18 protein-coding genes are annotated in these 21,632 nt (G+C 71.3%); 14 read left to right on the forward strand and 4 right to left on the reverse strand.

The genetic code is table 11. The features are described from left to right. Positions 1-78 precede the first annotated feature (78 nt). The 11 genes from DQ241_RS06270 (at position 79) to DQ241_RS06320 (ending at position 11,220) form a co-directional block, all read left to right on the forward strand. Complete coding sequence (locus tag DQ241_RS06270) at positions 79-351, forward strand: hypothetical protein (RefSeq protein WP_233492253.1); 273 nt, start codon at positions 79-81, stop codon at positions 349-351. Then, positions 351-1,157: a hypothetical protein gene (locus DQ241_RS06275; protein WP_113829464.1), complete on the forward strand. Its 807-nt coding sequence runs from the start codon at positions 351-353 to the stop codon at positions 1,155-1,157. The genes DQ241_RS06270 and DQ241_RS06275 overlap by 1 nt, the downstream gene beginning before the upstream one ends. 139 nt (positions 1,158-1,296) lie before the next feature. Continuing rightward, positions 1,297-2,757 carry a hypothetical protein gene (locus DQ241_RS06280; protein WP_233492254.1) on the forward strand — a complete coding sequence of 487 codons (1,461 nt, stop codon included), beginning with the start codon at positions 1,297-1,299 and terminating at the stop codon, positions 2,755-2,757. Continuing rightward, a complete protein-coding gene (locus DQ241_RS06285) occupies positions 2,754-4,268 on the forward strand; it encodes an SCO6880 family protein (protein ID WP_113829293.1) in 1,515 nt (504 codons plus the stop codon). The genes DQ241_RS06280 and DQ241_RS06285 overlap by 4 nt, the downstream gene beginning before the upstream one ends. Then, entirely contained in the window at positions 4,265-5,770 is a 1,506-nt protein-coding gene (locus DQ241_RS06290; protein WP_113829294.1) for an ATP-binding protein, read from the forward strand. Before DQ241_RS06285 ends, DQ241_RS06290 begins: the two co-directional genes overlap by 4 nt. Next, positions 5,767-6,939, forward strand: a complete 1,173-nt coding sequence (locus DQ241_RS06295; protein WP_113829295.1) for a M23 family metallopeptidase — start codon at positions 5,767-5,769, stop codon at positions 6,937-6,939. The genes DQ241_RS06290 and DQ241_RS06295 overlap by 4 nt, the downstream gene beginning before the upstream one ends. A 54-nt stretch (positions 6,940-6,993) precedes the next feature. Next, complete coding sequence (locus DQ241_RS06300) at positions 6,994-7,614, forward strand: conjugal transfer protein (RefSeq protein WP_233492255.1); 621 nt, start codon at positions 6,994-6,996, stop codon at positions 7,612-7,614. Next, entirely contained in the window at positions 7,611-7,919 is a 309-nt protein-coding gene (locus tag DQ241_RS06305; RefSeq protein WP_113829296.1) for a hypothetical protein, read from the forward strand. The genes DQ241_RS06300 and DQ241_RS06305 overlap by 4 nt, the downstream gene beginning before the upstream one ends. Further along, a complete protein-coding gene (locus DQ241_RS06310) occupies positions 7,919-9,217 on the forward strand; it encodes a hypothetical protein (RefSeq protein WP_113829297.1) in 1,299 nt (432 codons plus the stop codon). Before DQ241_RS06305 ends, DQ241_RS06310 begins: the two co-directional genes overlap by 1 nt. A 12-nt stretch (positions 9,218-9,229) precedes the next feature. Beyond that, positions 9,230-10,738 carry a type IV secretory system conjugative DNA transfer family protein gene (locus DQ241_RS06315; protein ID WP_113829298.1) on the forward strand — a complete coding sequence of 503 codons (1,509 nt, stop codon included), beginning with the start codon at positions 9,230-9,232 and terminating at the stop codon, positions 10,736-10,738. Beyond that, positions 10,738-11,220: a hypothetical protein gene (locus DQ241_RS06320; protein WP_113829466.1), complete on the forward strand. Its 483-nt coding sequence runs from the start codon at positions 10,738-10,740 to the stop codon at positions 11,218-11,220. Before DQ241_RS06315 ends, DQ241_RS06320 begins: the two co-directional genes overlap by 1 nt. Positions 11,221-11,410: 190 nt before the next feature. On the opposite strand, the gene DQ241_RS06325 is transcribed toward DQ241_RS06320, so the two are convergent. The 4 genes from DQ241_RS06325 to mobF all read right to left on the reverse strand — a co-directional run bounded on the left by DQ241_RS06325 (position 11,411) and on the right by mobF (position 19,650). Next, complete coding sequence (locus tag DQ241_RS06325) at positions 11,411-11,815, reverse strand: hypothetical protein (protein ID WP_147252340.1); 405 nt, start codon at positions 11,813-11,815, stop codon at positions 11,411-11,413. Between the two features lie 4 nt (positions 11,816-11,819). Continuing rightward, positions 11,820-12,326, reverse strand: a complete 507-nt coding sequence (locus DQ241_RS06330) for an ImmA/IrrE family metallo-endopeptidase (RefSeq protein ID WP_199584128.1) — start codon at positions 12,324-12,326, stop codon at positions 11,820-11,822. A 426-nt stretch (positions 12,327-12,752) separates the two neighbouring features. Next, positions 12,753-13,757 carry a hypothetical protein gene (locus DQ241_RS06335; RefSeq protein ID WP_113829300.1) on the reverse strand — a complete coding sequence of 335 codons (1,005 nt, stop codon included), beginning with the start codon at positions 13,755-13,757 and terminating at the stop codon, positions 12,753-12,755. Between the two features lie 289 nt (positions 13,758-14,046). After that, entirely contained in the window at positions 14,047-19,650 is a 5,604-nt protein-coding gene (mobF, locus tag DQ241_RS06340; protein WP_233492280.1) for a MobF family relaxase, read from the reverse strand. Positions 19,651-19,871: 221 nt separating this feature from the next. On the opposite strand from mobF, the gene DQ241_RS06345 reads away from it, so the two are divergent. The 3 genes from DQ241_RS06345 (at position 19,872) to DQ241_RS06350 (ending at position 21,511) form a co-directional block, all read left to right on the forward strand. Then, positions 19,872-20,186, forward strand: coding sequence for a hypothetical protein (locus tag DQ241_RS06345; protein ID WP_147252341.1), 315 nt, complete (start codon positions 19,872-19,874; stop codon positions 20,184-20,186). A 229-nt stretch (positions 20,187-20,415) separates the two neighbouring features. Then, on the forward strand, positions 20,416-20,793 hold the full coding sequence (locus tag DQ241_RS20370; RefSeq protein WP_147252342.1) for a hypothetical protein: 378 nt from the start codon (positions 20,416-20,418) through the stop codon (positions 20,791-20,793). Positions 20,794-20,878: 85 nt separating this feature from the next. Continuing rightward, a complete protein-coding gene (locus tag DQ241_RS06350) occupies positions 20,879-21,511 on the forward strand; it encodes a DUF305 domain-containing protein (RefSeq protein ID WP_113829303.1) in 633 nt (210 codons plus the stop codon). Positions 21,512-21,632: the final 121 nt, after the last annotated feature.

Genomic DNA, 21,632 nt, shown 5'->3' on the forward strand with positions numbered 1-21,632 from the left:
GTACGGGCAGCCTCGACCGTCGCGCTCGTCGCTGTGGCTCTGGTCGTGCTGACCGCGGGGTCTGCCACTGCAGCGCCGGTGGAGCTGACCGCAGCGGTCTGCCCGGAGGCGCCGCCGGGAGTGGAGGCATTCGCCGATCAGGTGACGGCGTGGGTCAAGTGGGGTGTGCTCGCGCTGATCGGGATCGCCGCGGTCGTCTCGCTGGGCTCGGTCCTGGTGGGCCGCATGTTCTCCCACCCGCATGCCTCCCGGTACGGGGCGATGGGCATCGCGGTGGTCGTGATGGTGGCCATCACCTACGCGGTCATCTTGGTCATCCTCGGATCGATCACCGGCAGTGGGTGCACCTGATGCGCCGCCGTCCCGACGTACGTGGGAGCGGGGAGCCGGAGTGGAGCCCTGCGCGTCTCCTGGCGGCGCTCGTCGTCAGCGCACTGGTGGCGCTGGCGCTTCTGGCCGGCCTGGTCCTGGCAGTTGTCGGAGGGCTCAAGGAGCAGCCGGACGAGGGGGACGCCGCACGTCAGGCTGCAGTTCCTTCCCGGGACATGTCGCGTCACGATGCGCTGGCCGCTGCGCCGATGCCGACCGCCGACCCTCATGACGCGCTGCCCGGCCCGGTGTCGAACCAGGCTGCCGGTGTTCTCGAGTTGCCGCGCGCTACCGGCGTGGGACCGGCGGACGTGCCCACCGGCTTCCCGCGTACTCCGGAGGGTGCGCTGGCGCAGTTGGCGGCGATCGACGTGACGGCGATGCAGAGCGGCTCGATGGAGGGTGTGCGGCGGGTGATCGCCGAGTGGGCCGCTCCTGGAGGGCCGACCTCAGAGACGTGGTCCGGGGTGGACGGAATGGCGAGCCTGTTGTCCGCAGCGGGCCTGTCCGGTGCGGGGTCTCCGCAGCTGGCGATCGTCGTCCGTCCGGTGATGGGGCTGATCAAGGGCACGGTGGGGGAGGACTTCGCCGTGGTGTGCGTGAACTTCGAGTTCACCGTCACCGTGGAGCAGACCTCCCGGATCGCGATCGCCGACTGCCAGCGCATGGCCTGGGTCGGGGACCGGTGGGTCATCGGCCCGGGGGAGGAGCCGGCGCCAGCGCCTTCGGTCTGGCCGGGCACCGAGGCAGCCATCGCAGCCGGCTACCGGGACCTGCGCTATGTCTGAGCAGCGACGCGGAGGGCGTAGCAACTGGGCGCACCGACTGGGAGCGGTCGTTCTTCTGGCGCTGGCGATCTGGTCGTTGTCCACGCGTCCGGCTGCGGCCGCAGACGAGATGGTGACGGCTTTTCCGGCGGTTCCAGGGGTGGGCGGCTCGCTGCCGTGCCTGCCGATCAACCCGTTCTGCGTGATCGGTGAGGCAGCCGGCGCGGTGGTCGAAGACGTCTGGGTCAATGCCATGTTGTCGTTGTGGGAGGCCGGGCTGTGGCTGCTGGGACTCGCCTTCTCGGTGATCGACGCTCTGGCCACCCCGGATCTGTCCGCCGGCGGCCCGCTCGCCGCGGTATATCCGGTGACCTTCGGCATCGGCGCGACCGTGGCCGCGCTGATGGCCATGGTCCAGCTGGGCATCGCGGCGGTGCGCCGGGACGGGCAGACGCTGGGCCGGCTGCTGATCGGACTGCTGCAGTTCGGACTGGTCTGGGCCGGCTACATCGGGGTGGCGGCGCTGCTGGTCACCGGCGTATCAGGACTGACCACCGCCCTGCTGCGCAGCCTGCTCGACATCGACACCATGGCCGCCTTCGACCCGTCGATCAGCGTGAGCCGCGACCTGGTCGACGGCACGGTCGCCACCGTGCTGGGGGTCAGCTCGATCTTCCTGCTGGTGCCGGCCAGTGTGGGCTACCTGCTGCTGATGCTGGTCCGCGAGGCGGCGCTGATCGTGCTGGCCGCGACCTCGGCGATCTCGGCAGGAGGACTGCTGGCGCAGACGTCGAGTACTTGGTTCTGGCGCAGCCTGCGCTGGTTCCTCGCGGCGCTGCTGGTTGCCCCGGTTGCCGTGCTCGTCCTCGGCGTCGGAGTGACCATCACCGAGGGCATCCTCACCGGAGCTGAGGAAACGAGCACCGAGGCCGCGATCGGTATGGCGGTGGTGGGCTGTCTGCTCATCCTGCTGGGAGCCATCTGTCCGCTGGCGCTGTTCCGGCTGCTGGCCTTCGTCGACCCCGGCACGTCGAGTGGTGCGGCGTTGCGCTCGTCGCTGGCCGCCTCAGGCGGAGTCATGGGCGCGCTGCAGAAGGCCGGTGGCGGGCGAGCGGCCGTGGCGACCGCGGCGGCGGGTGCCGCATCCGGTGGTGTGGCTGCCTCAGGCGCCGCGGCGCAGCTGGCCGGTGACCGCGCGCAGGGCGAGTCGACCGCCGACGCGGCGACGAGTAGGCGCTTCGCCGGCGCGCTGCGCGCGCTGACCACCGGTACTTCCACGGCCGGCCGACTGGCCGCGGGGGTGGCCGCCTCGGCGTCCGACGTGCTGTCGGGCGCCGGAGTCGGGCACACCCACCCGTACTACGGACAACCGCTGCCCACCCGGGTACCGGCGCGCGGCAACGGCTCCGCCGGAGGGACGACGACCGGAGGCGGGCAGGGCCGAGGGCATCGTCCTGACGACGGCGGAACAATGACCACGCGACCAACCGAGAACGGGCGGGCCCAGGACCTCCACGACGGCCCTGCTGCGGCCTGGCCTGCGGAACGCCTCGACGGCATGGCACCTGAACGGCCTGGCGAGAGCGGTCCGATCGGCCCCGACCAGGACGACGCCCGATGAACGCCGTCCGCTACGGCGACTACTCCCGCGACGTCTCGGGCTGGTTCCTCGGGATGACCGGCGCCCAACTGGCCCTGGTCACTCTCGCCGGCGTACCGGCGCTGTTGGCCCTCAACGCGCAGATGTGGGGCCTGCTGCTGGTGTGGCTGCCGGTGTGGGCGCTGGTGGCCGCCGTGCTGCTGGTCCCAATCCGAGGGCGGGCCGCGGGCCGCTGGTTCGCCGACCTCTGCCTGCACGCGATCGGAGGTGCGATGGGCTGGACGGTGTTCGGCTCCCGAGCCGCGTCCGGGACGGCCGAGGACCTGTCCGAGGCGGACCTGCCCGGGGTGCTCGCCGGTATCCGCACTCACGACGGACCGCCCTACGGGCAGCTGTTCACCCGCCCGGTGATCGTGCAGAACTCCGCGGCGCGCACCTGGGCGGTCGTGGCGCGGATCGACCATCCCGGCATCGGGATGGCCGAGCCGGGCGAGCGAGACCGGATGGGCGCCGGGCTGGCCGAGCTGTGCGAGATCGCCGCGCGCACCGAACTGATCGACGTCCTGACGCTGCAGGTGCGCACGGTACCCGACGACGGTGCCGAGCGCGCCGCCTGGGAGCGAACGCACACGCGTGCGGACGCCGCGCCCCTCGCCGCCCGGGTGAACGCGCTGCTTGGTGCCACCCTCACTCCGGCCGCGGTGCGCACCGAGGCCTTCGTGACCGTCGTCGTCGGCGAGAGCCGGATCGGCCGGGCCGCGAAGGAGGGCGGCGGCGGGGTGGACGGCCGCGCCCGGGTGCTGCACGGGGTGATGGCCGAGGTCGAAAGTGCGCTGCGCGGCCCGGTCGGCTGCACCGCCATCACCTGGCTGGACTCGGCGGCACTCGCTGCCGCGGTGCGCACCGGCTTCGCGCCCGGCGACCGTGGCCAACTGATCGCCGCCGACCTGGCCGCCGGCAACGGCGCCCGGCTGGCGACCGGGGTGCCGATGGCCGCCGCCGGACCCACCCAGGCCCGCGCCGAGGGACGGCACTACGTGCACGACGCGTGGGCGTCGGTCACCGACACGATCCTGCTGCCCGACTCCGGCGCGGTGCTCGGCGCACTGGCCCCGGTGCTGGTGCCGACGACGGCGGGGGAGCGGCGCTGCCTGACGGTGTTCCTCGCCCCGCTGCCGCTGGACCGGGCTACCCGGCTGGTCGGGCGGGAGGACATGAGCGCCACCACCGGCAACGAGCTGCGCGCCCGCATGGGCTTTCGGCAGCGGGCCCGGCAGCGACGGGACACCGAGCGGATCGGTGCCGCCGACGAGAAGCTGGCCGCCGGGCGGGCGCTGGTCCGTCCCGCCGTCGCGGCCTGCGTCACCGTCCCGGCCACCTGGCCGGTGGACGAGCACGGCCGCCGGCTCGCCGCCTCCATCCGTGCCGCCGGCTTCGTGCCGCTGCGGCTGGACCTGGCACAGGACTCCGGCTTCGCCGCCGCCGCCATTCCCCTCGGCGTCGGGCTGCCCAACCGGCGAGGACGACGGTGACCCGCCGCGGCTCCCGCCGGGGCCGGGACGTCGCCGTCCTGCTCGACAACTTCGGTCACCGGCTCCCCGCCGTCCCCGCCGTGGAGGCGGGGCGACGAGAGCGCGGGCCGTTCATCGAGTTGGTGCCCCGCCGTGGGCCGCGTGGGCGGGGCCGGGGCCGGGCGGCGACACCGGCGCCGCTGTCGGTGTGGCGGATGACGTCGGAGCAGACGCCGGTGGTGTGGCCGTTGATCGCCAGCAGCGGGCTACCGCCTACGGGCGCGCAGATGGGCATCGACCTGCTGTCGGGCGGGGCGTTCTACTGCGATCCGGTCGGCTGGGTCACCGACGACGCCATCCCGGTCACCAACCCGAACGTCGTGGTCTTCGGCAAGCCCGGCCGCGGCAAGTCCGCGACTGTCAAGGCATTCGCGCTGCGCATGCTGGCCTACGGCTACCGCACGCTGATCCTGGGCGACACCAAGGACGAGTACGAGCCGCTGTGCCGCGCGCTGGGCGTGGAGCCGTTCGTCATCGGCCACGGACTCTCCGCCCGGGTCAACCCGCTGGCTTTCGGCCCGCTCGGCCACGGCTGGGAGCAGCTCGACGCCGCCGAGGCCTGCCGTCGCGAGGCCATCATGTTCGCCCGCTGGCTGGTGCTGATCCGTGGCCTGGTCGGCTCGCAGAACGTGCCTTTCGGCCCCGTGGAGGAGACCGCCGTCGGCGAGGCGCTGCGACTGCTCACCGGCTACCGCAGCGGAGCCACCCGGCTGACCGAGCCCACCATCCCGCAGCTGTGGCAAGCCCTGGATGAGCCCACCGACGACCTCGTCGCCTGCTGCCGGTACGCCGACCGGCGGCACTTCCTCGACGGCACCCGCACCCTGCGCGATGCCCTCGGCTCGCTTGTGAAGGGCTCGTTGGCCGGGCTGTTCGACGACCACACGTCGATCGAGGTCGACTGGCGTGCGCCCATCCAATCCCTGTCGCTGTCCCGCCTCGAGCCGCTCGGTGACCAGGCCGTCGGCATCGCGTTGACCTGCCTGAACTCCTGGGGACAGGCGATGCGCGAGATCGCCGACCCAGGCGACCTGCGCATCGTCATCCGCGACGAGACCTGGCGGCAGATGCGCCTCGGTGCCGAGGCGATGAAGAGCCTGGACGCCAACCTGCGGCTGTCCCGCCGCGACGCCGACGTGCAGATCCTGCTCGCGCACAAGCCCTCGGACATGCTCACCGCCGGCGACGCCTCCTCCCAGGCGGTGGCCATCGCCCGCGACCTGCTGCACCTGTGCGACGTCAAGGTTCTGCACGGCCAAGACCAGGCCGTCGCCGACGAGCTCGCCACCATGCTCGGGCTGACCCCGATCGCCCAGCGAGTGGTCACCGGATGGGCGATCGCCGGCAAGGGCCGCGCCCTGTGGCTGGTCGGCGACCGGGCCTTCAAGGTGCAGACCGTCCTCACGGCGCCCGAGCTGGCCCTGACCGACACCAACGAGGCCCTCACAGGACGTCCGGCATGAGCGGGACGGCCGAAGGACTGGCGCGGGCGTACGCCAAGCGGTGGCTGTGGAAGGTCGCAGCTCCCGTCGCCGTTCCGGTGTTCGGTGTGCTGACGCTGCTGCTGATCCCTCTCGCGGTTCTCGCCGCTCCGGAGGCGTCAACGGCGACGGCGTCGTCGTCCTGCTCGATCGGCGGCACCGGCGCCACGGTCGCCGGCACCAACCTGGACGCCGTCCAGATGGGCCACGCGCAGACCATCGTCTCCGTCGCCGCGGCAGAAGGACTCGACCCGTACGCGGCGACCGTGGCGCTGGCGACCGCGTACCAGGAGTCGCGAATCCGGATGCTGGCCAACGACGGCAGCAGCCCCGAACTCACCGCCGAGCAGGCCGCCGTGACCGCAGCCAGCCTGAACTTTCGGCATGACGGGCTCGGCTCCGACCACGACAGCGTCAACACCTTCCAACAGCGCTGGATCGCCGGCTGGGGCACCGTCGCCCAGCTGATGGATCCCGTCTACGCCGCCGAGGCCTTCTACACCCGGCTGGTCGAGGTGCCCAACTGGCAGACCATCCCGCTCACGCAGGCGGCCCAGGCCGTGCAGGTCTCCGCCGCCGGCGGTGCCTACGCCCGCTGGGCCCCGCTGGCCCGGGAGCTGACCGCCATGCTGTGGCCGACCGCCCAGGCCGCAGCGGCCGCCCCCTCCGGCGTGGCGCCCGCCATCTGCCCGGGACTGCCGGTGGCCGCCGGGGCGTGGATCCGGCCCACCGCCGGCACGGTCACCTCCGGCTACGGGCCCCGTGGGGACGCCCTGCACGCCGGGGTCGACATCGCCGGACCCCGCGACACCCCGGTCTACGCCGCCGCCGACGGCACCGTGGTCACCGCGGCGTGCACCAGCGCCTATTGCGACCGCGACGGCAGCCTGAGCCTGGCCGGCTACGGCAACCTCGTCGAACTTGACCACGGCGACGGAGTGACCACTCGCTACGCGCATCTGTCGGCCTACACCGCTACCGCCGGGCAGCGCGTCAGCGCCGGGGCGCTGCTCGGTTTCCAGGGGTCCACCGGCAACAGCACCGGCGTCCACCTGCACTTCGAGGTCCGCCTCGACGGCGCGTCCGTCGATCCCGTGCCGTGGCTGGCCGACCACGGCGTCGACCTGCACGCCGCCACCGTCGCCGGCTGACCGGCAGAGAGGGAATCAAGACGTGGACATCCATCACCGACCCAGGGTCGCCGCGTGACCACGCCCTTCCGGCGTCGCGATCCGCAGCCGATCGCCCGGGGATGGGAACTGGCCGTCGCCGCGGCCGGCGGCGCCCTGATCGCTGTCGCGCTGACGGCCCTGGTCGGCCTCGGGCTCGCCTCGGCGTTGTGGGGAGATGGCTGGGTGTGGCCGCGGGGCACCGAGACGATCACCCACGTCCTCGGCGGGCTGCTGGACGGGAACCCCGGCCGTGGCCTGCCGCCCGATCAACTGCGTCAGGTCGCCGGGCCCATCCCGGTGTACGCGTGTGTTGCCGCCGCCGAGCTCGTCCTGCTGACGGCCGCGGTCATCACCGCTGTCCTGGTCACCCGCTACCGACGCCCGGGCGACGCCCGCGGCGGCATGGCCACCCGCAGGGAGGCCGAGCAAGCCCTGGGGTTGGGCCAGCTTCGCGCCGGGCGAGCGGTCATCCGCCCGGACCGCTACCCGTCGAGAGGCGGACAGGGACGCCTTCATCGATTCCTGTCCACAGGCGGCGGCGCGATCCGCGGTCGTACCCACAGATCCGCTCAGAGCCCCAATTCCCGACCGACCTCCCCAGCACCGTCGACCCAGGCATCACCCATCCGCACCGTGAAGGAGAACCCGCGATGAGCTCGACCGACGACAGTCAGAACTCCGACCTGCTGGCCGCCCGCGCCGAGGCTGCGGCACTGTTCGCCGCCGCTTCCCGCAACGACCAGGCGGGGCCGACGGCGCAGCTGCACTGCCTTGCTGCCGCCACCGCCCTGCGCGCGCCCAGCGCCCCCGTGCCCGCGACGGCCGACGCCACCGACCCCGACCGGCTCGTCGAGCAGGCGCTGCGCATCCTCGGCAATCTGCCTGCCGCTGATTTCGCACACCCCGACGTCCTCGCGGCCGCTCAGCACGGGCACCGAGCGCTGCGTGCGCCACGCTGATGGCTACCTCGCTCGGGCAGCTGCTCGACGCCCTCGCCGACACAGCGCGGACCACGGACGACAGCGCAGCGGCGCGCGCCGATGCAGGCACCGCGTTGGGCCACTTGGGTCGGGCATTGGCTCACCTGCGCCGCGACGGCGTATCCCCGTTCGCCGGCGACCGCCGGGAACAGCAGGTCGCCGCCCTGGCTGTCGCCTGCACCGAGCTCGGCGTCCGTGCTCCAGCAACAGAGTCGGCGTTGGCTCGGTTGGCGGCTGCCGCGGCCGACACCGTCGGCGTCCTGTACGACCACACCAGCGTGACCAGCCGGTGGGCCGTCGCCACCGCCGTAGCCGAGACGGTGACGCCCCTGGCCGAGGTGGTCGCCCACCGCCTGCCTGCCGGTCCGGCGACGCAGTGGCACGCCGAGGTCGAGCGTCAGGCGGCCCTGGTCCAGCAGACAGCCGCGCTGCAACCGCCGACCCGTGCCGACGTCGCCGTCCTCGACCGTCCCGTTTCAGGACCCGCCGTCACTGCGTCCGCCGACCCGGCACGCGTGGTCTCCGACGCCATCGGCGTCCTACTCCAGGCCACGGCCCGAGCCAATGATCCGCCGTCGGTCACCGAGGTCCTGGCCTACACGATCGCCGCCCAGACACTCAGCTCAGCCGCGGAGCGCCTCGGCTCCACCGACGCAACACCACCCGCAGGTCAGACGACGGCGGCCGACGCCTGGCGCGCCGTCCGAGCATCCCTGCGTCCGTACGACGACGGCAGCCGTCACTTCCACCAGCACGCACCACCCGGCGTCACCGCAGCCGGTCGACTGCATGCCGCCCTCCGCTCTGCCGAACCTGACCCGGCCACCTGGACGGCGTCCCTGCGTGCTTCCGTCACGTCCGCGGCTCAGCACCTGCCCGCTCTCGCCACGCAGCTGCTGTACCGCACCGTCCGATCCTGGGCCGACACCGGATCTCTGATCGCCTACGCCCGCGACGTACCGCCGCGCGACGAGCGGGTGGCCGCCTACCTGCGCGGCTATCAGCCCGGCGGACTGGTCCGCGTCAACGCCACCGACCTGCAACCGGTTGCCGGCGCCCTGCACAACGCCCGACTGCTCTCTCTCGCCGTCGCCGACCGGGCAGCCGGTCCGGACGCCCGCACGACGGCTGGCTTCCCGCGCCGGGCCTGGGCAGCGAACCGGGCGCTGCTGGACGACCCGCAGACGCCGGTCGCGCTCGGCGTGGCCATTCAGCAGGCCCACCAGCAACTGCAGGCGGCGCGAGCCCAGCGGCCCGGGCCCAGCCGGGGACGCTGAAAGGGGAGTCGGATGCTCAGATCAGGGTTCGACCCGAACGACGTCGGCTGGCGGCTGGGCCGCTCCGTCCAGCCGCACGGGGTGGAACTGTGGTGCCGCTTCGACCGCACCACCGGCGTCTACGGCGAGCAGGGTTCCGGCAAGACCCTCGACCTGCTCGCTCCCGCCCTGCTGGCCCACCGCGGCGCCGCGCTGGCGACGTTGACCAAGGTCGACGACCTGCTGCTGACCGCCGGGCGGCGGCAGCGGCCTTCTGGCCTCGGCGAGCCGCCGCGCCCGGTCGCGGTGCTCGATCCTTTCGGTGCCGCACCGGGACTGCCGGAGCTGGTGTGGGATCCGGTCGCCGGCTGCGTCGATCCTCGGATCGCCGAGCGACGAGCCAAGGCGTTCGCCGCTGGCACCGTCGCCGGCGCGGTCACCGGAGGCCGGCAGGACAACGCCGCCCGGTTCTACGCCGCGGAGACAGCCAAGGTGCTGCAGGGGTTCCTGCACGCCGCGGCACTCACCGGCCGCACCCTGGAGCACGTCCTGGAGTGGGTCGCCAACCCGGTCGCCGCCGAGCAGCCCGCCGAGATCCTGCAGCAGCATCCGCACGCAGCCCGGTTTTGGGACGGGCTGCTGATCGGTGCCCTACACGGCAGCCCGGACACCGTCGGCAACACGGTGACCACGGTCCAGCAAGCGATGGCGTTGTTCTTCCAGCCGGACATCAGGGCTCGCTGCGTGCCTTCGCGCGGGCGGCCGGCGACCGATCTGGCAGACCTGATCGTCCGGCAGGGAACGGTGTACCTACTCGGCCGGGAGGACCCCTACGCCTCGGCGGCACCGCTGATGACCGCGGTCGCCGAACACGTCCTCGACACCGCCCTGCACGTCGCCACCACCTCGCCGCACGGGCGGCTGACCCCGTCCTTCCTGGCCTGTCTCGACGAACTGCCGTCCACCACGCCGCTGCCGACCCTGCGGGTGCGGATGGCCAACGAACGAGCGCTCGGTCTGTCGTTCATCTACGCCGCTCAGACCTGGAAACAGATGGTCGTCTCCTACGGCGAGGACGAGGCCCGCTCGCTGTTCGGGCTCACCAACAACCTCGTCATCTTCGGCGGCGGCAAGGACGTCCACTTCTACCGGGAAGTGTCCGACCTGCTCGACGACGTGCGGATCAGCCGGCGGACCTTCACCGACGGGCCCGGCGGCATGGGTACGTCCCAGTCGGGCGAGGACGTGCGCGTGTTGCGCCCCGGCGACATCCGTCGCATCTCTGAGCGGCACGCTCTCGTGGTCGCAGGCACCGCGCCGCCGATCATCGCCCGGTTGCGGCGCTGCATCGATGGCAAGGACGGGCAGCAGCTCACGACCGAGCTCGACGCCGCCCGCGCGCGTGTCACCCGCGCCCGTGTCGACACTGTCGACGTCGAGCAGAGCACGGCTGCCGCGCTGGCCTACGCCCGTGATCACCGGCTCGACCCGAGCCGACACGTCGACCCGCCGACCGCACCGCAGTCCGAGTCGTGGTCCTGATGATCGTTCTGCCATTTCCGCCGCCACCCCCCGCGGTGATGCGTGCGCTCGAACTCTTGGAGAAAGTCCGTCGAGGTGACCGCGGGGGAGTGACCGAAGCTGGCGCCGTGGCGGACCTGGAGCGTCCCTGGGAGCCGGCCGCCTGCAGTGGCGAGCTCAGCACGGCGGTCTGGAGCTGGTGTCGCGACGTCGTCGCATGGATCAACCACGAGTACGCGTGGCGGCCCGCGCAGATGGTCCCGGCCTGCTGGTCCCACCACGCCCACATCGCCCGGGAGCTACCTGTGCTGGTGGTGCTGCGGTGGGAGGCCGAGAGCGCCGCAGGTCCTCAGCTGATGGAGGAGTGGAACCGCTACGCCTTCCCGATGTTCTGCGAACGCATGGCTCAACGGCTCGGGGAGAGCACCTGCCGCGTCGGCCGGCACCAGGATTGGCCCGCCGAAAGCCGCTACACCGCCTTCCTCGACGCCTCCGCTCGGTGAGAGCTCAGGCGCCAGACGGACTGTCATCAGCTGAGGACGGTCTAAGCGGCAGCCGGGAGCGTACGAATCCCTGGATCAACTGAACGCCACCCGGGCCAGATCTGTCGGTAAGCGCGACATCGACGGCAGGAGACGGCTACCGCGGACGGCGGGGCGTCTGAGCACCTAGTCACTCTGACGGACCCGCGTCTCAGCCCCTGCGGTCGGGCGGGAACAGATTCCTCGTGATCACATGAACTACACCGATTGTCTGGATGACGGTGGCACTCAGCCAAGCAATCATGATCGGTGGCTCAATCTCGAAGCCTTGCACGAGTGCATAGATAATAAAGAGGGCGTTGGCCAGCAATACCTGAATAAGAACCGCCACCCCGGCCCAGTTCGCGTACTTCTCTTTGAGCTCAAGCCGTAGAAGTTTGTCTGCGTTCTCGAGGTCCTCGCTGCCCTGGACGGGTGAACGGGCCCCCCGGATGACGTCTTTCGCTTTGACCGGGCGTGGCTGGGCGTCGCCTGCCCTTGGCGCCGGATCGCCCGGCTCTGGGAGTCCTGCTGCCCCAGACGCTGCGTCCTGATCAGGGGTGTCGCCCTCGCTCACCACGTCAGGCTATGCCAAGACTCCTCCAGCGCAGTGACATCGCCTGCTCGGAGACGTTGAAGCTGAGCGCTGAGAGCGGGACGCCAAGGTGTTGACGCTTGCGTACCTCGTCTTCTGGCATTAGAAGTGCGGCGGCGAAGCGGTTCGCGTAAATCTCAGCGGGATCGACTCCCGCTGCTGCAAGCGTGCTACGGAAGTCGACGAACTCGAATGCTGAGGCAGGCTCTACGCCTGAGGTGTTGTAGACGAAGTGGCCAAGCTCATGCGCGCAAGTGAACCGCTGACGGACGGGCGCGTCACTACGGTTGAGGTCAATAACCGTTTCCCCATGCGAACGCCTTAAGGTTCCGGACACGTCAAGATCCATGTCGCTAACAAAGACTTGGATACCCAGCTCTCGAGCGATCCAAATGGGGTCGATCGGGATTGCTAGTCGTCCGGTCTCGTCCGCCCAGTAATTCAGCAGTACGTCCTGGGCGTCCTTCGCTGCGTCGCGCAGGCGAGTCCTCACCTAGTGCCCTGATGGGTCATGGTGGTACTCCTGACACGCTTCGGACGGACAGCCTGTTGAGCGGGTAGCGCTCTCCTACCACACTGTACTGACGAACGACGCCTCTGCGACGTCGCCTTGCGCTCGACGGTACGCAGCGCCGGGTTGAGTCGGTTGAAACCGATAGCGGGCGGTTGGCGAGCGACCCCGTCGACGTTCAAGCCTGGGAGATGGCGTCGCCACACGGAGTCCGATCCCTCAATCACGGTTACCACCCGAGCAAACGGCTGGACCGGTCAGCTCAGCCGGCTCGGGCAGCGACCGGAACGAGCTGCCTGAGCGGCGCACCAGCGCGCGGCTGTCCCAGGGCAGGCCTCCGCGGGAACGTGGCCTCGGCTGGGCGATGCGTCGCCTGCGACCGTGTCTCTGGTGACTGCCATCCGTGCACTAGAACGGCCAGTTTGCCACGACTTGGGCCAGTCCCATCGTCCCCGCACCCGCACCGGCAGCGGCCGTGGCGTTCGTCGCGAAGGTCTTAAGCGAGCCGAGCAGGCTGTTGACAACCACCGGGTGGGGTTCCGGCTTGTCGATCTCAGCGGCAACTTGATCAAGTTGTTGTTCGGCGACTTGGCGCACAGCGTCGTCGAGTTCCGGTAGAGCGGCCCGGTATTCGTCAAGCCAAGCGCGAAGGCCGCCATCGGCCGACGCGGTGACTCCGAGCCGTTGCACGACGTCACCTGCGGCAGCGCCCGACTGGCCGCCGGAGGTGCCGTCGATGGTGGAGCCCCCGGACGCTCGGGGGGCTGTGATCGAGGTCGCGACATGGAAGTGCGGCTGCCCGCCACTCACGGCGATGTGCAATGCCTGCGTCGCCTGGTCGGCGGTCGGTGTCTCTTGTGTTGCTGGCATGACGGCTCCCAATTCGGCGAGCAGTTCCGTCATCGCAGTACGTACGTCGTCCAGGACGCCGGCGATCACTGACGGGCTGATGACCCAGTACAGCGCGTGGGTGTGCTGAAACGGGTTGCCACTAGCCCTGTCCATCGCTCGCGCGATGTACTCCCAGCCCGGCAGCGTTAGCTGAGGGTTCGAGTCGGAGCTGGCGGCCGACTCGTATAAGGATTGCAGGTGCCCCACACCATGGAACAGGGGCACCCGCTCACTGAGGTTTTCACGGGCGAAGTCGGGCAACATCGACCAGCCGATGGTCTGTCCGGTTATCCACGTGTTGCCAGCGGTTGCATCGGCCCGGATCTGTGCTGGCACCTTGCGGTACGGCGGGAGTTGCTCCAAGTCCTCGTAGCCACGGAGTTCGAGCGTTGCCCACGCGCGGAGCTCCGACGAGCCGGACTCGCTGCCAAGCAGCAGGCACTTTCTCAAGAGGTCGGGGAGCGGCTGGCCTGCTAGAAGGTCGCGCTGCACCTGCCTAAGCAGGCTGTCTCCGTCTGTCATGCGGAGATCGTCGCAGCGCGATACGACGATTCGCCTTCAGGGACGACGGGCCTTGCGGACTTGGGCCCGCACCGCTCACCCTCGGCCCACGCTGCATTTTGGTGGTTCTCGGTGGGCCCGTCCCCGCTACCCCCGGTGGTCGGGCGGTCTTCTCCAGGCGCCGTGGATGTCGAGTGGCCTGGTTGGTCGGACGGGGGGTAGACGAGGAGCTCACGTCGCAGGCGGTAGTTCGGGCTCTTCATGGTGTCGTCAGGGCCGCCATCAGAGGACAGCTGCTCGCGGGTAGGTATCACCGCCGTTGGCGTGGCTGCGGCCGAGCCCGGACGCGAGGGGGTCGGCCTCCGAACGAGGCCCGCTCGGCTGCCTGCGCGCCATGGGTCAGCTTCTCCGATGCTGTCTCCACTGCAGACATCACGGCAACGGAAGGCCTCACCCCCGCGCCGGTGGCCGGATCGGGCAGCCGGCCGGGCGACACTGTCCGTGCCGGCACGTGAGCATTGTCTGTCCGAGCCCGAGCTGCGTCGAAGACCTCAGACAGTGCGATGTCGGGCGCGATGCCGGTGCTGGCCACCACTCGTGTGAGGTGCGCTGGCCAACTCGTTGACGGGACGGCGGCGATGACCTCGACGGCGCGACGGGCGGCGTGCACCTGGCCTTCGACGGTGTCCAGGCTGTCGGCGTAGACGGCGACGCGGGCGTCGATGAGCCCGCTGGCCAGGCTGGGGGAGGCCGCGAGTGCCTGACGCAGAGCGGTGGCGCCGGCCGTCTGCAGCAGCTCGGCGGGGTCCTTGCCGGCCGGGATGACGAGATGGCGGGGGTCGTCGCCGCGGGCGGTGAGCTGCCAGAAGATGCGGTGGGCGGCCTGCTGTCCGGCCTGGTCGGAGTCCGTGGCGACGATGATGCCGGGCTTCCCGTCGCCGAGGAATGGGCGTAGCGCCTCGGCCTGCGCGTCGGTGAAGGCCGTGCCCAGTGGGGCGATGCCGACGTAGTCACCCTCGCCGGCGAAGGTGACTGCCAACGCATCGAGGGGGCCCTCGACTAGGACAGGAATGGCGCCGGCGGCCAGTTCAGCAGCTCCTTCGGTCAAGCCGTAGAGCTCGCGGCCCTTGGTGAACAGGTCGGTCTCGGCAGTGTTCAGGTACTTGGGGACGGCGTGATCCTCGTCCTGGTCGGGGTTGCGGCGGCCGATCCAGCCGTGGATCTCTTCGTCGTCGCGGATGGCGAAGACGAGCCGGTCGCGGAAGCGGTCGATGACGCGGCCGGTGGAGGCGTAGCCGCCGAGGCCGGCGGCGACGATCTCGGCGTCGGTGGCGCCGAGGCGGCGCAGGTGACTGGTCAGCGAGGTCCAGCTATCGGGTGCGTAGCCGACGGTGAACCGGTCGTCTCCCGACAGATCGGTGCCGAGCCGGTCGGTGAGGTAGGCCGGTGCCCAGGAGCCGCGGTAGCGGGCGGTGAAGAAGTCGGCTGCCTGCTGGTTGAGCTCTAGGAGGCGCTCTCGTTCAACTTCGGTGCCTTCTTCGTCAGCCCTCTCGGCTTCGGGTGGGCGACTGGCGTCGGCAGTTCGATTGTTGAGTCCTGTCGAGACGGGGTCCTCGGCAGTGGCTGGGTCGTCGCCGTCCAGCTCCTCGTGGAGAGGTTCGGTGTCGTCGGGTTCGACAAGACTGGCCAGCCATTCGTCGTCGGCAACTCCGTCGGCTGTGGGCAGGTGTTCGAGGTCGGACGACGACGTCGATGCGTGGGCGCGTGCGACGGACGCCGGGTCGATGAGCACGCGGACGCGCCACACCAGGGCGGTGGCCAGCTCGTCCGGGCGCAGTGGGTCGTCGTCGGGGTGACCGGCGCGCAGCAGGTCATGGGCGGTGGACAGCACCTGGTCGGGCTGCCAGCCGGTGTCGCCGGCAGAGGTGACGGCGGCGACCAGCGCGGGCCAGGCTGGGTCGGCGACCACCCGCTCGGCGGCTGCGGGGCCGACGACGTCGGCCAGAACCGGAGTCCAGTCCGGGCGCAGCTTCTCGGAGATGGAGGCGCCGGTGGCGGTCATCGCGGCGGGGGAGAGGTGCCCGCACAGTCGCCACCACAGCGCGGCGGCGGGCTGCTCGTCCGGCAGAGGACGTTCGGCGGCGACGGCCCGGGTGAGCGCGGTGATGTCGATGCCGGCGCGGTCGGCGGCGGCGAGCCGCTCGGCCAGGACCGGCCAGTAGGGGTCGCCGGCGATGCGTGGGTCGATGCTCTCGACGAGCGGCGCCCAACGCGCGGTGAGCGCCCGCCCATCGCCGAGCAGCCGCGTGACGCGGTCGTCGAGCACCCGCTGGGCCCGAGCGTCCGCGACGCGCGGCAACGACGGGCCGGTGGGACGGCGGTCGGCGTCGTCCACGCCGTGGGTGGTGCGCCAGACGGCGAGGTCGGCGACCAGCTCGGGATCGCGGTCGATGAGCGGACGCGCCCACGCGGGAGCGCTGGTGGGGGTCCAGGCGCGTGAACGGGCGGCGACGTCGACGGCCGGTGAGCTGACCTGGTCGGCGGAGTTGGCGAGGTAGGCGCCCCACTCGAGGTCGTCGCCCAGCGCCTTCGGAAGCCCGGGCAGCCACGGCAGGGGGCCAGGCCCGGCCGAGTGGCGCCCGGTGGGGTCGACACGCCAATCCAGGACCGCGGCCACATCGCGTGCGTCGTGCAGACCTCGATCCGAAGCCAGGGTCTGCCGGAGGACATCGGAGGGATCACGACCGGAGACGGCGCACAGCGCCAGGTGCGCGCGCAGGACGGGGTAAGCCGCCTGCCTGGTCAGGCCCGGCATCGCCGCGTCGGCGGCGGCGTCGATGGCCTCAAGGGCGTCTTGGCCGAGGCGGTCCTCCGCGGCGGTGTTGAGCGCGTCGTAGTACCGATCTGCGGCGTGAGAGAGCAGAGCGCCGGGATCGGCCAGCGCGCGGGCCTGGCTGGTGGCCGAGGCCGGCGCGCCGTCGCGAGCGAGCACACGAGTCAAGACGTCGACGGCGGTGGGCGGCAGTAGCGCGTCGCGGGTGATCACGCTGTGCGGGTCGCCGTCCCCGGCGGTGGTGAGGAAGAGGTGGTTGGCGTGTCTGCCGCGGGTCAGGGCGACGTAGAGCAGCTGGCGGGACTCCTCGCCGGTGGCGACGGTGTAGCAGGTGTCGGCGGTGAGGCCTTGCGCGCCGTGCACGGTGGCGGCGTAGCCGAGGCTCACGTGGTCGGTGACGTAGTCGGCCGGCAGGGTGAGTCCCCGTCCGGTGCGCTGGTGGACGACGTCGAGGGCGCCGGTGTCGCGGACGGCGGCGATCGTGAACCGGTCGCCGTTCTTGACCCAACCGGTCGCGCTGATCGGAAGGGTGCGCTCGTTGCGGCGGGTGATGACCGGATCTCCCGCGGATGCTTGCGAGGCGTCGGCGAGGGTGACCTGGGGTCCGACCGGCCCGTTCTGCTGGGCGAGGCGGTCGCGGCGCGCTCGGGTGTTCAGTTCGACGACCAGCTCGCGGGTGGGCGCCAGCATGATGGCGTCGCGGCCGGCGGCCCGGTCGGTCGACCAGGCGGTGTAGGCGTCGTCGGTGACCGCGGCCAGGTCGCCGACGTGTACCCGTCCATGGTCGATGTAGTAGGCGAGGGCGGCCGGGTCACCGTCGCGCAGCGCCAGGGACGCGGCGCCTTCGGCGTGGTCGGGGGCGCCGGTGTCAGGGTCTGTGAACCGCAGGACCTGCGAGAGGGTGACGGCACCGTGGGTGGCAGCGATGTCGCGCAGCACTCCGCCGGCGCCAATCGCGGCCAGCTGCTGGTCGTCGCCGATCAGCCGGACCGACCCGCCGGCCTCGGTGACGAACGCGAGCGCCCGGGCCAGGTCGGGAGTGCTGGCCATGCCGGCTTCGTCGATGACCACGAGGCTGTCCGGGCCGATGCGCTCGAACCAGGGCGGGACGGCGTTGCCGGTAGCCAGTGCGTGAATCAGCTTGGCGAGGGTGTCGGTGTCGCCGCCGACCTGCTCACCCAGCACCGCCGCCGCAGCTGCCGAGGGAGCAAGGCCGACCACGTTCCCGCCGTCGGCCCGCCAGGCTGCAGTGAGCGCGCGAAGGGCGGTGGTCTTGCCGGTGCCTGCCGGGGCCAGTGCCAGTTGTACTCGGGCGCCGGAGGTGGCCAGCTCGCGGACGAGCTGCACCTGGCCGGGATTGAGTTCGACCCTATTGGCGGTGGACTCCAGCAGCGCGACGTCGACGGCCGCAGCCGGCACCACGCGTCCGTCGCGGCGTCCGGCCGCGGCGAGGATGGCCCGCTCGGCGGCGAGGATCTCGGTCGAGGTGTACAGCGTCGAGCCGGCCACGGTGTAGACCGAGCTGCCGTCCGAGCGGCGCAGCGCCGCGGGCTCGGCCACCGGCTCGCGGCTGCCCAACGGCGTCGACAGGGACAGCGCTCTGTCCACGACGGCGTCGATGGCTCGGTCGAGGTCGGTCAGCCGGATCGCAGCGGCGCGGGCCTGCCGCTCGGCCTCGGCGCGGACGTGGTTCACCTGCCAGGTCGCGCGCGAGCTCTGCACCGTCGACAGCACGTGCTTGGCGGTCTGGTCGACCCATCCCCGCGTCGGGCGCTTCCCCTCAGGTCTGCGGCGAGGGGCGAGTGCACCGCGGAGGTAGTCGCGCAGGCCGCTCTCCCCGCCCAGCACCGCCAGCGCCTCGGTGCGCCAGGCGGCGCGCTGCTCGGCGTAGGAGCGGGGCTGGTGCTTGCGCTGTCGGGTCTCCAGGTTGGCCCGCTGCGCCAGGGACACAGCCTCTTTGGGCGTCGGCGGCCGCCCGTGATCGGCCTGGAACTGCGCCGACAGCTCCGCGCGGCGGGTGTCGATCGACGCCCGCCGCGACGACCAGAGGCTGGGCAGCTCGCCATCAACGCCGACGATCTCCCGCACCGGGCGCTTGTTCGGATCCGCGCCGGGGCGGTCGGCGAAGCGGACGCCGAGCCGCTCGGTGAGCAGGGCCTGCAAGCGGGTGTTGTACCGCTCGGAGGCGGTGACGTTGTTCTTGTAGAGCAGGCGACCGTCCAGCGCCAGCCACCGCCCGTCACGCGTCTGCACCTTGTTGCTGACGGCCACGTGGGTGTGCAGATCCGGGTCGCCGGCGCGCGAGTCGCGATGGGTGAACGCCGCCGCGATCAGTCCGCGCACCTCCGCCTGCGCCACTCCGTTGCGGCCCGTGCGGGTGTAGGCGGCGTGGTCCTCCAACCAGGTCAGGGTGTCTGCCACCGCGTCGGCGTGCGCCTGCTCGATGACGGCTGCGACCTCTGGCGGAGCGATCGCCCACAGCGTGGAGACGCTCTTGACCGGGCTGAACGTCAGGTCGTACCCGGCGACCGCGGTGGTCGCCTGCCGGGACATGCGCGCCAGATGGCCGGACAGCTCGCGGGCGTCGGCGGGCGGACGGCCGTAGGTCTCGACGAACATCGTCGTCGCCAGCTCGGTGCGGATGCGGGCTCGTTCGTCGGCCGGCACGGGGGTGTCGGCGGGCAGGCCGAGCGCGGTGTTGCGGTCGCGGAACGCCCCGGCCGAGCGGCGGTGGAACATGTTGGCCTGCTCGTGAATGCGGTAGGGCGCGCCCAGGCGGCTGGCCTGATCGACCTGCTGCGGGTCCTTGCCCGCGAGCTGCGCGGCGCGCTCGATCTGATCGGCGTTCGGGTGCCGCCCCTCCCCGAACAGCGCGACCATCTGCGCCCCGGTGACCCGGTCACCAACCGGAAAATCGGGCACGGCGGCAAGCCCGCGTCCCATCCAGACGCCCGGAGCCTCACCCTTCTCGGTGTAGTAGTCACCCAGGTTGTCGAACCCGCGGGTGGTCGCGTCGTGCGCCGCCACCTGACGGGTCAGATACGTGTATCCGTCCCCCGCGGTGAGCTTGTGCAGCGTCATCACGACCCGACAGTCGCGAGCACCTCTGCCACGGTCCGGCCGCGCGAAGCATCGACAAGGGGCGGTTCGGGCCGTGATGCATGAGGTGTGTCAGGTCGCAGAGGGTGGGGTGACGCCTGCTCTGGTCGCCGGGCTGCTGGGGTGACGCTCAGGTCGGCAGCCGTGTCATGAGGCCGTGTGACGATCCGGGCGTTCGGTCAGCTGGGCGAGCGGAGGAAGCGGTGGCCAGAACGGTGGGTCGACAGGCGGCAGCACTGACGAAGGCGCGGGAGCGACGACGGGCGTTGGACGCCGCCCGCGATGAGCACGACCGTCGGGTCGAGGAGGCGACGGCGGAGGCGTTGGTGGCCCTGGAGGCGCGAAGCGAGGCGGAGCAGGCCCTGGCAGTGGCGACGGCGGCACTCGGCGAGACGCTCCGTACCTTGCTCGCCGAGGACGTGTCCGCAGAGCGAGCGGCCGCGTTGCTGGAGCTGGACCCCGCCGAGGTTCGGCGGCTGACGAAGACGACCGACCGACCGGCGGCCGCAGCCAAGTGACGCGAAATCGACCGAAGTGACTCCAGTGGTCCTCCCCGTGGAGCGGACGAGGATCCGCTGTGACGGCTGGCGGAGTCGCGGCGCTTCGAGGCGGCTCAACCAGAGGTGGCGGCCAGTCCTACACGCGCTAGTAGCCTGGCTTCATTCCTTGGGGGGTGGCATGTCGGCGCGACGCATGTGGGCACTGCTACTGCTCGCTGCTGTCTTCAGCATGCACGGGGTCCAGTGCATGGCGACCGACGTCGCCGACCACGGGATGACCGAAGCAGGACACGTCCCGTCTGCCCTGTCCGTGCAGGCGGCGGAAATCGACTCAGCTCTCGCCGCCGCACCTCACCTGTCGCCCGCGACGATGTCTGCTGCAATGACGATCGCCGTCGCCGCCGATCTCTCCCCGGACGGTTCTCCGCCCCACGGCTCGGCCTTGATGGCGGTCTGCCTGGCCGTGGTCCTCACCGGCGTGAGTGCGCTGGCTGCGGCAACGCTGATCGGTCGAGCATCGGCATCGAGCGTTCGCGCTCGGGCTCCTTCTCCGATGTGGCACACCGGGTGGTCGAGGGTCCCTCGACCACCGGACTTGTCCGCTCTCTGTCTTCTGCGGATCTAGGCCGAATGCCCTGACCCGACTCCGCCCATGGCTCAGTCGGGTCCTACGCGCACGCCTAAGACCTACAACCGCAGGAGAAATTCTGATGACTCGCACGACCGCACGACTCGTCCGCCTGGCCGGCGGACTCATGGCAGGAGCCGTCGTTCTCGCCGGCTGCTCCGGTGGGAGCAGCGACACCAGCGCCGACAGCGGTGCCGATCGCAGTGCCGATGCCACCAGCTCCGCGAGCGCGACCACGCACAACGAGGCCGACGTCGCGTTCGTCCAGGGCATGCTCCCGCACCACGAAGGGGCTTTGCGCATGGCTCAGCTCGCCGATGGTCGGGCCGCGGACCCGCGGGTGATCGATCTGGCGGATCGCATCGAGGCGGCGCAGGGGCCGGAGATCGAGACGATGACCGGCTGGCTCGAGGCGTGGGGCGAGCCGCTGCCCGAGGAGGACATGGGCGGCATGGATCACGGCTCGGGTGGCATGGACATGGAAGGGATGTCCGAGGAAGACATGACGGCGCTTGACTCTTCTTCCGGCGCCGAGTTCGATCGCATGTTTCTGGAGATGATGATTCCGCACCACCAGGGCGCGGTGGAAATGGCCGAGACGGAGATCGCCGACGGTTCCGATCAGGACGCCGTCGAGATGGCTCGGGAGATCGTCGAGTCTCAGACGGCTGAGATCGAGGAGATGCAGACGCTGCTGGCCGAGTTGGGCGGCTGACGCCGCGACGGGTGGCGCTGTTTCGGCTGCAGGACAGCGCCACTCGTCGACAGCTCTGCGCGCTCAGGCCACCGGGCCGGAGCGCTCCCTCGCCGTCAGCCTCTCCGTCTCGAAGGACCAC

This window comes from Blastococcus sp. TF02A-30, from assembly GCF_003319185.1.
Taxonomy (GTDB): domain Bacteria; phylum Actinomycetota; class Actinomycetes; order Mycobacteriales; family Geodermatophilaceae; genus Blastococcus.